Annotated in this window: 16 protein-coding genes; 6 read left to right on the top strand and 10 right to left on the bottom strand. The window is 33.8% G+C overall.

The features are described from left to right. Positions 1-9 precede the first annotated feature (9 nt). On the bottom strand, positions 10-390 hold the full coding sequence (locus ACZDYH_RS24230) for a winged helix-turn-helix transcriptional regulator (protein ID WP_139019602.1): 381 nt from the start codon (positions 388-390) through the stop codon (positions 10-12). Between the two features lie 129 nt (positions 391-519). Here ACZDYH_RS24230 and ACZDYH_RS24225 point away from each other — a divergent pair, with 129 nt between their 5' ends. Both ACZDYH_RS24225 and ACZDYH_RS24220 read left to right on the top strand, forming a co-directional pair. Beyond that, complete coding sequence (locus ACZDYH_RS24225; protein WP_434712399.1) at positions 520-1,203, top strand: NAD(P)H-dependent oxidoreductase; 684 nt, start codon at positions 520-522, stop codon at positions 1,201-1,203. A gap of 154 nt (positions 1,204-1,357) precedes the next feature. Beyond that, the gene (locus ACZDYH_RS24220) at positions 1,358-1,639 is read left to right on the top strand and encodes a DUF1292 domain-containing protein (protein ID WP_002026117.1); all 282 of its coding nucleotides are present in this window, start codon (positions 1,358-1,360) and stop codon (positions 1,637-1,639) included. Positions 1,640-1,692: 53 nt separating this feature from the next. Here ACZDYH_RS24220 and ACZDYH_RS24215 read toward each other — a convergent pair whose 3' ends face one another. Further along, positions 1,693-2,751 carry a pyruvate kinase gene (locus ACZDYH_RS24215; RefSeq protein ID WP_139849005.1) on the bottom strand — a complete coding sequence of 353 codons (1,059 nt, stop codon included), beginning with the start codon at positions 2,749-2,751 and terminating at the stop codon, positions 1,693-1,695. A gap of 288 nt (positions 2,752-3,039) precedes the next feature. On the opposite strand from ACZDYH_RS24215, the gene ACZDYH_RS24210 reads away from it, so the two are divergent. Together ACZDYH_RS24210 and ACZDYH_RS24205 are read left to right on the top strand one after the other, a co-directional pair. Further along, the gene (locus tag ACZDYH_RS24210) at positions 3,040-3,510 is read left to right on the top strand and encodes a XoxI protein (RefSeq protein WP_153579031.1); all 471 of its coding nucleotides are present in this window, start codon (positions 3,040-3,042) and stop codon (positions 3,508-3,510) included. Positions 3,511-3,581: 71 nt separating this feature from the next. Continuing rightward, positions 3,582-4,520, top strand: a complete 939-nt coding sequence (locus ACZDYH_RS24205) for a hypothetical protein (RefSeq protein ID WP_000810153.1) — start codon at positions 3,582-3,584, stop codon at positions 4,518-4,520. A gap of 62 nt (positions 4,521-4,582) precedes the next feature. On the opposite strand, the gene ACZDYH_RS24200 is transcribed toward ACZDYH_RS24205, so the two are convergent. The 5 genes from ACZDYH_RS24200 to ACZDYH_RS24180 all read right to left on the bottom strand — a co-directional run bounded on the left by ACZDYH_RS24200 (position 4,583) and on the right by ACZDYH_RS24180 (position 9,113). Next, positions 4,583-5,299, bottom strand: coding sequence for a hypothetical protein (locus ACZDYH_RS24200; RefSeq protein WP_000782545.1), 717 nt, complete (start codon positions 5,297-5,299; stop codon positions 4,583-4,585). Positions 5,300-5,637: 338 nt separating this feature from the next. Then, complete coding sequence (locus tag ACZDYH_RS24195; RefSeq protein WP_000716965.1) at positions 5,638-6,396, bottom strand: SDR family oxidoreductase; 759 nt, start codon at positions 6,394-6,396, stop codon at positions 5,638-5,640. A gap of 57 nt (positions 6,397-6,453) precedes the next feature. Then, complete coding sequence (locus tag ACZDYH_RS24190; protein WP_000036886.1) at positions 6,454-8,112, bottom strand: putative ABC transporter permease subunit; 1,659 nt, start codon at positions 8,110-8,112, stop codon at positions 6,454-6,456. Beyond that, the gene (locus ACZDYH_RS24185) at positions 8,105-8,830 is read right to left on the bottom strand and encodes an ABC transporter ATP-binding protein (RefSeq protein WP_434712404.1); all 726 of its coding nucleotides are present in this window, start codon (positions 8,828-8,830) and stop codon (positions 8,105-8,107) included. The genes ACZDYH_RS24190 and ACZDYH_RS24185 overlap by 8 nt, the downstream gene beginning before the upstream one ends. A gap of 88 nt (positions 8,831-8,918) precedes the next feature. Further along, on the bottom strand, positions 8,919-9,113 hold the full coding sequence (locus ACZDYH_RS24180; RefSeq protein WP_000958863.1) for a hypothetical protein: 195 nt from the start codon (positions 9,111-9,113) through the stop codon (positions 8,919-8,921). Between the two features lie 179 nt (positions 9,114-9,292). On the opposite strand from ACZDYH_RS24180, the gene ACZDYH_RS24175 reads away from it, so the two are divergent. Continuing rightward, positions 9,293-9,652, top strand: a complete 360-nt coding sequence (locus ACZDYH_RS24175; protein WP_000859224.1) for a DUF3796 domain-containing protein — start codon at positions 9,293-9,295, stop codon at positions 9,650-9,652. Beyond that, on the top strand, positions 9,640-9,840 hold the full coding sequence (locus ACZDYH_RS24170) for a helix-turn-helix transcriptional regulator (RefSeq protein WP_000896323.1): 201 nt from the start codon (positions 9,640-9,642) through the stop codon (positions 9,838-9,840). Before ACZDYH_RS24175 ends, ACZDYH_RS24170 begins: the two co-directional genes overlap by 13 nt. A 77-nt stretch (positions 9,841-9,917) precedes the next feature. On the opposite strand, the gene ACZDYH_RS24165 is transcribed toward ACZDYH_RS24170, so the two are convergent. From ACZDYH_RS24165 to ACZDYH_RS24155, 3 genes are all read right to left on the bottom strand, one after another. Beyond that, a complete protein-coding gene (locus ACZDYH_RS24165) occupies positions 9,918-10,883 on the bottom strand; it encodes a tubby C-terminal domain-like protein (protein ID WP_290101342.1) in 966 nt (321 codons plus the stop codon). Between the two features lie 329 nt (positions 10,884-11,212). Then, positions 11,213-11,923 carry a YjjG family noncanonical pyrimidine nucleotidase gene (locus ACZDYH_RS24160; protein ID WP_000875908.1) on the bottom strand — a complete coding sequence of 237 codons (711 nt, stop codon included), beginning with the start codon at positions 11,921-11,923 and terminating at the stop codon, positions 11,213-11,215. Between the two features lie 87 nt (positions 11,924-12,010). After that, entirely contained in the window at positions 12,011-13,033 is a 1,023-nt protein-coding gene (locus ACZDYH_RS24155) for a tyrosine-protein phosphatase (RefSeq protein WP_088362249.1), read from the bottom strand. Positions 13,034-13,077 lie beyond the last annotated feature (44 nt).

The following is a 13,077-nucleotide window of genomic DNA, read 5'->3' as shown; positions in this document are numbered from 1 at the left end:
TTTCAACTCTTAATTATTATTTTTCGTATTCCTACTCTCCAAAACTTTCTCCATATTATGAGTTGCCCATTCCATCATTAATAGAATCACTGGACGTAGTGATTCACCAAGCTCAGTTAACGAATATTCAACTTTAGGTGGCACTTCACGGTATACTTCACGATGTATAATGCCATCAGCTTCAAGTTCTCTCAGCTGCAGTGTTAACATCCTTTGTGTGATATTTGGTTTTAATCTTTTTAATTCATTAAACCGCTTTGTACCATCTAATAAATGATACAAAATTACCCCTTTCCATTTCCCTCCAATCACCTCAACCATAGCTTCAACTGGACAAGAATATTTATTTAAAAATGGGTAATTTATATTATTTTCATTTGAACAATCCATAATAAATCCCTCCCCTTATCAATAGTATCTTTTTTGATACTATACCACATAAATGTGCGTACTTGTATCTGTGTTACTTTAAAAATATAATTTACTTACAAAAATAAATTCATGAAAAGAGGAACTTTTATGACAAATACAAATGAAATTACAAAAGAAAAGATTATGGAGGCTTTTCTTTTCAGACATGCATGTAAAGAATTCGATCCTATGCACAAAATTTCAGAAGAGGATTTCAAATTCATTTTAGAAACAGGCAGATTATCTCCTTCTTCTTTTGGATATGAGCCTTGGAAATTTATTGTCGTACAAAATAAAGAATTAAGAGAAAAACTACAACCGTATTCATGGGGCGCTGGTGGGCAACTTGCAACAGCTAGTCATTTTGTTATTGTTCTTTCAAGAAACATTAAAGATATGCATTATGATGCAGAGTATATTAAATATATGATGAACGATATTATTGGATTGCCTGAAGACACTCAAAAAATTAGATATGAATTCTTCAAAAAGTTCCAGGAATCAGATTTTAACTTATTACAATCCGATCGTGCTGTATTTGATTGGGCATCCAAGCAATCTTATATCGCTTTAGGTAATATGATGACGAGCGCAGCTCAAATCGGTATTGATTCTTGTCCAATAGAAGGATTTGATAAAGAGGAAGTAGATTCTTTACTTCGTCAAGAAGGCATTATACAAGGCGATAACTTTGAGGTATCAGTTATGGTTGCCTTTGGTTACCGTAAAGAAGAGCCAAAGCGTGATAAAACAAGACAGACTATGGATACAATTGTTGAATGGATTAAGTAATATAGCACAGACAAATAATGCTCCTAATAGCTGTATACTCATACTAAAGAAGAATGAATTGTTTTCTTACGTATGAATTTGGTTTTTCATGGAAAGATATGTTAGTATGTATACAGTTTGAGTGCTCTATTTTTTAGAGTCGAACAGGAGGAGAATGAATATGTCTGATATTGAAGTTGGCGAAGTGTTTACTCTTAGTGATGAGAATAACGAAGAGCAAGAAGTAGAAGTACTTGGAGCGATGGATGTCGAAGGTGCAGAATATATTGCAGTTGCCTTTGTTGAAGATATCCAAACAGAAACTGAGGAAGACATTGATATTTTCTTTTTAAAAGTAGAAGAAGATAATGAGTTTTCATACATTGAAAATGATGAAGAGTTTGATAAAGTATCTACTGCGTTTGAAAAGATTTTGGATGAGCAAGAGCAAGAATAGTATGAATGAAAAACACGAGGGCGGATGCATATCCGCCCTCGTGTTTTTATTCATCACTCATTCAGTGATTTATGCAGTAACTCCAGTACATCTTTCATCGCAAAAGGTCCATCTTTTTTAACATGCTCTGCAAATTCTGAAACGAGACGTAATGTTCTCACACTTTCGATTGGATGTTCTCCTGATGCACTTTCAGCTGAAAGCATAACTGCATTCGTCCCGTCCAGTACAGCTTGAAACACATCAGTCACCTCTGCTCTTGTTGGAATAGAATGATCTACCATAGATTGAAGCATTTGTGTTGCTGTAATGACATATGTATTCGTTCGATTACATTCCTGAATCATTATTTTCTGTAAAAGCGGAATGCATTGATACGGTAACTCTACTCCTAAATCGCCCCTTGCAATCATAATTCCATCTGCTTCTTTACATATATCTTGAAAATTCTCGATTGCTTCCATCGTTTCTATTTTTGCAATTATATTAGGTGACGTTTCTTTATACTGTTGTATAAAATCTCGTATTTCTTTTATATGACTAGGTTTTCTTACGAAAGAACACGCGATAAAATCAACATTCTCCTCTAAAAGAAACTGAATATCTTTTTTATCTTTCTCTGTAATAGCTGGTAAACGAACAGCCGCATCTGGTAAATTAACTCCTTTATGAGATGAGATATTGCCACCTGTTTTTACCTTCGTTTCTATTTTGTCCGTACTTATCTTTTCAACAATTAATTCAACTTCTCCATCATTAATTAAAATTCTACTGCCTACTTTTACATCATTCGCAATTCCTTCATAATCAACACTCGCTTCTGTATTACTCCCTGTAACTGATTGTGTATGTAAAATAAAAGAATCTCCTGCCTGAAGTGTAATTTGCTCTCCCTTCACTTCACCTAATCTTATTTTAGGTCCTTGTACATCACCCAAAAATTTAATAGAGTCATCTAATGATTTCACTAAACGAATGATGTCTTTATGACTTTCATGCGTGCCATGCGATAAATTCAGTCGAACAATTTTCATACCATTCTTTATTAACTGTGCTAACGTTTCTTTATTATTACTTGCGGGTCCAATTGTACAAATTCGATCGATTGTCATTTTTGTCACCATCCTTTTTTTAATAAGTTTCCCATATGAACTTAAAAATAACAGAGATTCTGACATGAATAGATTTAAATTTACACGAATTTCATAAAGTTAAACCTGTATCCCTTGCTGGCTAAGCATTAGAAGATATATTCGCTTTTTTGCAAATGAAGACATGTTGAATCGAAAGTAAAAGAAAAGTTAAGTATGGAATAAACCATTGAGAGTTTCGAAATTTTCATATATTGTATGAATTGAGTTCGAACTCAAAAATTTAAAAAGGTGGGAAAATTAGTAAATATGAAAAAATCTTTATCGGTGACAACTTTAGGGTTAGCGGTTTTAGGTTTTGGTTTTACTAATAACGCAAGTGCTTCAGAGGTCGATACTGTAGACAAGCAGCCCGTTTTAGTTGACTTTGATACAATTCAATCAACAAAAACATCTAGTGTTCCTAGTTTGACTATTGCAGCTGCACCTAAGAATGACTCTAACATTAGCGTATATACTCCCTTTTTTGGTAACCCCTATGCAGTTGCTAAATCGAAATCAACTACGACCGAAGACTATGTTTATGCAAAAGCAAGAACTTTCAATGGCGATGGCTCATTAGTGAATACGAAAAGTAATAGTGCAAAAAAATCATCCTTTGTAAGTGCTACAGCGACCAACACAAGCATTTATTATGGAGATGATTACGCTATCGGTAATCATACCTATAAATTAAGTGGTTATAATGATGTGAATCACGAAACAAAAGCTTTCTGGTAAGAAAGAGAAAAAAGATATGCATCTTGCATATCTTTTTTCTCTAATATTTTACATATATTGAGGTGCTATTTATGAAACAAATATATATTATTAGCGGTGTTTTACTTATTTCATTACTTACAATTTATATTTTGTTCAATACTTCATTCATACAACCTCATCCACCTTCCATAGAAAATAAACGAGAGCAACAAACCAATACTATTTCTTACGGATTGAAGGATAATCAAGGCCAACATATTAACAATGGTAGTACAATTACTAGTGAGGATAATAAAATTAATGTAACATTATCATTCGTACATACTATTAATGAAAACCGAAAATATGGATTAATTGTTCTAGAAGATTACGAACAAAAACCTTTTAAAATAGAAGATACTACTAATGAAATATCACACTATTTTTTTGATATGAAACCAAACAGTTCAATTACTACGAAAATCTCTTTACGCACTTCTCCTAATGCAAGTGAATTAACCTTTTTAATAATTAAAAAACCTGAATACAAATTAAAAGATAATAACTTAAATAAAGCAGCTATTTTAGAAGATATTCTAAGTATGCGATATTCAATGCATCCTCTTCAGAAAGAAAACGAAAAAATAAAACTCTCCCTTATAAATCCAGATGCTATTTTAAAAGATGGTCTTTACGAACCAGTATTTGTTACGAACCGTGAAGAGAACTTACAAACTGTCTTCTTTGAAAAGGAAGGCAAGCAATTAATTTTATCAAACGGTAATGAAACAAATGATGAAATGACTTACGCAATCGTGGCTTTTAAAGATTGGAAACAAGTTGAAATATTTAACAATAGAAAAGTCGTTTATACTAAGGTTGCACCTGAAACAAGACAAATCTTTAATTTCACATTGCCTTCAGTGGATCAGGAAAGTAATTTGCAACTCGTCGCTTTTCCATTTCCTTATAAAGTTAGCGAAGAAGATTATATCAGTCAACAAGCATTCAGTTCCTTTCGCATCGTAATTGAAAATGAAAATAAATAAGTTATACTGTGCACATTACAACAAACTAAAAAAGGCCTACTCACACGAGTAGGCTTTTGAAACTATGAAAGTTTCGTCAATAACTGATTTAAATCTTTTTTCGTTTTCGTCGTTAATGATTTCATTTTATTAATATCGATTTTTTCTTTCTCCGCTCCTACAATTAACGGATACATACTTTGACCGATTGTTTTAGAATCCGTCGGATGTGATGCTTCTAGCTCTTTTTCAATCACATCCCACTTTTCATTAATTTGTTTGCCAAGCTTATTCACTGTTTCCAATTTTGGATTAGCAGCTAACTGCTTGTCCAAGCTATCAATTAATGCTACAACTTCTTTAACATTCGTTTTCACAGCAACACTTTTCTTCGGATCTTTCGTTGTCTTTCCATTATTGTTTGTGCTTGTACTTGTGCTTTGATCTGTTGTTTTCCCGCTAGTCGTTTGATCATTCGTTTTTCCTGTCGTCTCTTTTTCTTTTGTTTTTACATTTTCGTTTTGAGTTGACGTTTTGCCGTTACTTTCTGTCCCTGATGATTCTTTCGTATTTTTTGCATCCTTATCTGTTTTTTCATTTGAAGAAGTATTTGTTTCTTTTTCAGTATCTTTCGTTGTTTTTGACGCTTCATCTGCACTTGTCGTTTTTGCTTCTCCATCATTTTGCGCAGTTACTTGCTCTTTCTTTTCCGTTTCTTTATCTGCTGAAGGACTACAAGCTGCCATAGTAAGCATTGTACCAATTGTTATCGATGCGATAGCGACCTTTTTCATTTTCATATAAATCCCCCTATGTTTTACATAATTTATCCTCCCCTTTACGATTCGATTCCCCCTTAAAAAATCCCTTTTCATACGAATTATCATCTTTCCGACAGTAATCTTCATAATAATACGTACAAAAACTGATAAACTCATTTTAATATTCGAGTTTCTTCTACTTCATTTTTCTACTCGCAAGTAAAAGAAAAAGAGTATATTGTCACATTAAGAATTACTATCTTCATATGACGATATACTCTTCTATCAAATTTTTATCTTTCTTGACATTTTATTTATACAAAAAAATAAAATTTTCTTTCGTTTTTTGTTTCTCAACGTTTGTTAACATAATATTTTTATGAATAACCACCATTCGAGTGAATGACTTGCCCAGTAACCCATTTCGCTTCTTCACTTACTAAAAAAGAAATTAAGCGCGCAGCATCCACCGGTTCTCCTACTTTACCTTGCGGGAACTTCCATACTAAATGATGCTTCAGCTCCTCTGTAATCCATCCTGTATTCGTCGGTCCTGGATCTACAGCATTCACTGTAATCCCCTTCTCCATCGCAACTGGTGCTACTGACTTTGTAAATGCTTCAATTGCCCCTTTCGTTGCTGCATATGCTAGTTCATCTGGCATTGGACCTACTGACTGTCCTGAAGTAAGATTAATAATACTCCCGCCCGTTTTAAGTGAATAATGTTTTATAAACAATGAACTTAATAGCATAGTAGCCCGAACATTAACTGTATAATGTTTATCCAACTGCTCTACATCTAATTCCTCAATTCTCGTATGAGTAGAATATACTGCATTATTAACTAGAATAGATGGATCACCTAACCGTTCTGATACCATATAAAACAAACGATTTGGCGAATAAGACTGCGATAAATTGATTTCTGCCATTTCACATCGAACATCGTAACTTTCAATTTCCTTTTTCAGCAAAAAGGGTTCTTGATCACTCATTCCCCATGGCATCGCTTTATCATACTTTGGCCAGTACGTGAAAAAAATGTCTATCCCTTTTTGAGCAAGCACCTTGCATACAGCTGCACCAATTCCATTCAGACGAGTTGCCCCTGTTACAATTGCTATTTTCTTCACCTTTTTCTCCTCCATCTATACACAGATCCCCTGCATGAATACAGAGGATCTATCTTCTTATTGAATATTTGACAGTATACGTTCAGCACCTAATTTTAACATTTTAATAAAGATATAATTTACAATCGTAAACATTACAAATAAAACGATAAACATAACCCACAGTCCGACATGAAGGAAGAAGTATAATACACTTACTCCCCCCACAATAATTAAAGCTATTAAAATATTAGCTAAAAAATTCCACAAAGTTGTATATCGACTTTTAAATAATTTCTGCTCTGTATCCCAATGAATATCTGCAGTTTGCGCGTCCCAGCGTGTTCCGATTAAATTAATTAATAACAACCCGTTCGCACTTAGTAAAAACCACAGTATCATAAAGACTGGAGAAATCCCAGCTACAACTGCCATCGTAATACCGAATACTGCTAAAATGATCACATTAATTAACCAAGCAGTGATTGCTTTCGCAAAAAAGATATCCGAAGCCTTTACTGGTAAATAACGATTCACAAACCAAGAGCTTCCATCTCGCGAAAATGACGTTGTTGCAATGACGTTACTACCCATTAAAAATAACGATGCACAAAGGCCAACACCAATTGCAAATCCCGTTGTCTCTGAATTGTTAATATACTCTGTAATAAACTTTAAATTTCCATCTTGCACAAATAAAATAAAGAACAACATAATTGGCATAACGAAAGTTTGTACAATGCAATTTAAGAAAAATTGTGGTGTACGGAATAACGTTTTAAATTCTTTTTTCACATACGCTTTTAAATGCGAACTTTGTACTGTTGATTTCTGTAAACCTTCCGCCGAAATAACTTGTTTCTTTGCTGTACTCGTTGAAAGTCCAATAACCCCTTTTAAATATGTACGCTCTGCTATGTAATAAAACAACACAAAGAAGACAAATGAAATAACTGCAAAGATTATTACATATAAAGGTCCCTTCCAATTTGCATTTTCTACTAATGCTACTGCTCCAAAATATGTAGTTGGAAAATAGTTTGTCATTTGTACTAAAAGAGAAGACTGGTTGTTTGCAAGGTAATCCGCAATTGCATCTTCAGAAAACGAACTTTTATTTTTCCACTGCAAAAATACGTTAATTCCTACAATAAATAGTATACTTACGATTCCAATAAATATATTTCCTCGGTCTTTATTTTTCGCTATATTTGTATACCTCATAATAACTGTCATCAGTAACGAAGCTAGTACTAACGGCACAATTGGGAAGAGTAAGTAAATGAAAATCATATATATGTAATATGTAATAAATGCGCCACTTTTTAAACCGTACGTAATAAAGATCGGTAATAAAATAAATGAACTCATTACGTATTGTGTAATTAATACTGTTAAAAATTTGGCTGAAATAATTTGCGCTGGTTTTAATGGTAATGGTAATAACATTTCAATGTCATTGCTGTAGTAAAATACAGTTAAAATGTTCGTAATACTCATTAAAAATACCCATATACTCGCAATCGCAAGTCCCATTGCGATAATCATTCCTGGATCTTGCCCTAAATGTATCATTCCCTCATACATTGCATGCGTGATAGAACCAAACAGTAAAAAGCCGACAAATAAAATAGCTGCAAATGAAAATACATACGCCCATCGCTTCTTCTTATCTGTTATAAAATCTGCATAATTTAATTTCAATAATACTTTCGTTAACGTCCAAATTTTACTCATTGCCCGTCATCTCCAAGAACATTTTTTCAAGTGATTCATTGGATTTAAAATGATCTCTCATTTCATCTAAATTCCCTTTAAACTGAAGGTTTCCCTTATTAATAATCGCGACGCGGTCACATAATTTTTCTGCCACTTCTAATACGTGTGTAGAGAAAAATACAATCTTTCCTTTATCCGCATGCTCTCTCATCATTTCTTTTAAAATATATGCAGATTTCGGATCAAGCCCAGTTAATGGTTCATCTAAAATCCATATATCTGGCTCATGTACGAGCACACCAATAATAACGATTTTTTGTCTCATACCGTGCGAATAACTTTGAATTTGATCAGATAAAGCATTATAAAGATCAAACTTCTTCGCTAAAGACTCTATTCGTTCTTGTCGTACTTCTTTCGGCACTTCATACATATCGGCCATAAAGTTTAAATATTCAATTCCTTTTAATCGTAAAAACATATCTGGACTATCTGGTACATAACCAAACGTCTTCTTCGCTTCCATCGGCTCTTCCATAATATTTTTTCCGTTAATCGTAATAGTCCCTTTGTCCACCCCGTGAATACCAGTAATCATCTTAATTGTCGTTGATTTACCCGCACCATTCGGTCCTAAAAATCCAAAGATTTCGCCGCTAGGTACAGATAAACTTAAGTCTTTTACTGCATAGGTAGACCCATTATAACTTTTTGACACATTCGTAATTTCAATCATTTCATCCAATCCTTTCCTTAATTACCAAATAACTATATTGATATTATAGCATAGTTCTATTTTAAGATTTTTACATTTTTCAGTATATTTAACCTTTAAAATAAATATACACCCCTAATCCAACAACTAAAACGACAGCTAGTATAATATAAATCATTGTTAAGCGTTTAATATTCCCCTTTGTCGCTTTGCTATAATTTGCATCACCATTCCGCCCAATTAACACCGTCGCAATGACAGTAATCACTACAAGTAATACAACGATCATGATCCAAGTTAGCATTTCTTCCTCCCCCTCCTTACAACCATTTTACAATATTATCCTCTTTATTTCGCAGCATATTTCCTCTTTTTACTATTATTATGAACCAAACTGGAAAACTATTATTACCATTCCTATCCATATGTGATATATTTATAACATAACATGATTTATTTCTAACACTATAAGGAGGAACTATCATGAAAACAACTTGGATAAAATATTTAGGATTTCTCGGTTTCTTCGGTTTCCTCGGATTTTTTTATGAAAAAGGATTGTTTACTATGTTCTGTTTCTTCTCCTTTTTCACATCGTATAGAACAGTTCAACACGATGAACTGTTTGAACAAATTGTCAATAAATCGTGTCGCAATGCATTTATCGTTACGTTACTAACTACCACAATCATTATGTTTATTGAAATGTTATTTCCAAACCCTACGCTACAAGAGATTGATATCGCTCTTATTTTCGGCACACTCATTCTTACATTCGGCTTTTCTATGTTCTTTTTCGATAAACCAATTGATGAAATGGAAGATGCACCATGGCATTCGTAACGAGAATAAAAGAATACCGTGCCAAATTGAACATGACACAAGAAGATTTAGCGAAGAGCGTTGGTGTGCGACGTGAAACAATTAGTCATCTCGAAAAAGGTAAATACAATCCTTCCTTACAACTTGCTCACGATATAGCGAAGGCATTACATAGTACGATTGATGAGATTTTTATTTTTGAGGATTGATTAAAGACGTCCAGTCACAAGAATCACAAAAAAATACCGTCATTCTTTCCAAGAAGAATGACGGTATTTCTCATTGATTATCCATATAAAACCGCATGAAATACGCCTAATAGCAAGTATTGATCCTGCATGTAATCTTCATCATATACATTCATCTCAATGTAATACATATCTTCCTCAAGACGAATATTCCAATCTGCAATTACATAGCCCTTTCGTAATAACTTTCCCATTCCAAATAAAGTTTTATGAACAACATATTCTTCTGCCTTATATGTAAAGGTAAATAAGAAATTTGCATCCAATAACTTTCCGTCACATACAAGTATTTCATGCTCTGCATCATGATTATCTTTGTACATTACTAAAATCCTTCTTTGGCGCTGCCTACTTACATCCTTTGCAATGACGCGAATATTGTCCTTACTATCCTTTATTTCATAAATAATATTACTACCAATTTTCGGAATAAAATCCAGCACTCTCATCAGCGTATTTTTATAATAGCCCCTTACTACACCTACTTGCTCACTTCCATTATAAACCTCTATCGGTGTCGTATCTGCTTTGCTATCACACGGTCGTTTGTAAGAGAGCTGCATCATTCGCTCTCCTCTTAAGTACTGATCAAACGTCACAGGATATTCTATCATGCGCAGTTCTTTATTTAGCTCATACAAATAGCGTTGAACACTCTCTATTAATGTTGCAGTAGCTATACGCTCTTGAAGTTCAAATTCTTGCCAGCTGGAAAAAACAGTCCATTGATTATGATCCTCTTCATAGAAGAAACCAAGAATTACCTCTTCACGGTCAGCCGTTTCATATTTCATAGGCACGTTCTGCCCATATTGAACTTGTTCCATCCACTGACCTAAATAAATCCCCAGCTCTGCAACCTTCATACATGATTTTTGAAAAAATACGCTGTCACTCGCGCAAATCGTTACATCTCCTTCGATAAAGCCCTTTGAATAAGCATCATACCGTGGCTCATCCTTCTGCGGGAGATTTTTGTCTAACTCAAATAAAAACGTTAACATCCTTTATTCACCTCTAGTTGTTACACTAATCATACATGACATCGCATCACGCTAGGAAACTATTTATATACGCATATTTAATTCACGCATTATAACACGTGAATGACCTTGTATAGTAGCTCTATTTTTTTGTTCTATATCTTAGTATATGAATTTATATGAGCGATTTTTCAAATATATCTATCGCAACTTACAATATATCAACGATTTTTTCAATATATCTATCGCAACTTACAATATATCAACGATTTTTCAAATATATCTATCACAACTTACAATATATCAACGATTTTTTCAATATATCGATTTTTCGACAAATATCAGCACGATTAAAATGAAGCTACCTTTTCTTCCGCCACTTCTACAATTTCTAAAATTTGTAGAAGACTCTCCACTTCATAAGTCGGATTAACACTCGTCTTATTCTCTTTCAAACTCGGATTATACCAACACGTATCAATGCCGAAGTCTTCTCCGCCTTTCATATCAGAAGTTAGCGAATCTCCGACCATTAGTACACTTAATTTATCCGTAATCCCAAACTTCTCAAACGCATAATCAAAAATCTCACGTGCTGGTTTTTGATGACCAACTTCTTCAGAAATAATAATATGATCAAAAAAATTACATAAAGGTGAATTTCCGATTCTTGATTGTTGCACCATCGTATATCCATTCGTAATAATACCTAACTTGCAATCTTGTAGATTTTCACATAATTGTACTGCGCCTTCTATAAGATGTACTTCTTTCCCTAAGTTTTCAAGATATACATCACTAAATTGCTGTGCATCTACGTCTATATTATGAAGTGCAAATAATTGTCTAAATCGATCTACTGCTAATTCACTTAGCGTAATCATTTTATTTTCTAAATCTCTCCATAATCCATTACTAATCTCTTTATAGCTTGCAAGATAATCATTATACCCTGTAGGCATATCAAACTGTACAAACGCATTATGTAATGCGTGTCTTTCCGTTTCAGGGAAATCTAATAATGTATCATCTACGTCGAATAATATAACTTTGTATTTCATGATGTTTTTCTCAACTCCTATATTCTCATAGCTTAATTATAACAACAATAAGAAAGGGAGGCTAATTAAAACCAGCCTCCCTTCTTTTTACTTTTCTTCCAGCAGTAACTCTTTCATTTCCTCTAACGAATCTTTCGTAAAGCCAAGAGCTTTTTCAGCGTATGCTTCAACTGATCCGTATTGCTTTTGAATTTCACCAATCGCAGCTTGCAAGTATTCAGCACGCGCTTCAAACATTGCACCTAATATCGCTCTGCTCTCATCGTTTTGTAATTTCGCACCTAAAAAGGCCATCATTTTTTCATTTAGCTTTTCACGGAATCCGTTACTTAGTAAGTAGTCTTCCATTACTGTTTTTTCTGGTACACCTAGTAAAAGTAGTAATAATGCTGAACCAAATCCAGTACGATCTTTTCCAGCTGTACAGTGGTTTACTAACGGTAAGTTTTCCGGGTTTTGCGCTAAGTTTAAGAAGCTCACGAATGCCTCGTTGCCACTTACGAAATCTTGATTCATTTTCACAAGATACTCACCTGGTTTTCCTAACATAGAAAGGTCACCAACTTGGAAAAACTCATTTATATTTAAGTCTTTCGCTAAGTCTTGCATAACTGGTAAGCACACTTGACGAGCACCTGTAATCTCAGGATTTGGCTTATGCTTTACCTCAAAGTCTGTACGATAGTCACAAATTAACTTTAAACCAGACTTTTGTAAATAGTCGATATCCCACTCTGTTAGTCCTGCTAATTCTTCAGAACGGTATAATTTGCCCCATTTCACTTTACGTCCATCTGTCGTTTCATATCCACCCATATCACGGAAGTTAAACGCACCTTGTAATGGCAATCTACGCTCAGCTACTGTCACTGCTTGTCCATTACTTCCTACTAGTCTAAAATATGGACGTTCATTTTCACTCGGGTTTTCAATTGTATATGATAATTCTCCATTTACAGTTGCAAGTAGTTCTCCATTTTCTTCAATATGATCTGGTGAAGTACTCCAATAAATACGAACTTCTTCTATATTATTTTCCCACTTTATTTGTAACGTATTATCTTCAATTCTTTCTACAGTTGCTTGTAGCCAATTTCTTTGCTGCTCCATTCTTTCACCAACGCTTTCTCTTATAATTGAATCTTACCCTATTG

The sequence above is a fragment of the Bacillus sp. EB V-12 genome, from assembly GCF_056158125.1.
Note: the sequence above shows the minus strand (reverse complement) of the source record. Positions and strands in the feature narration are given on the sequence as shown.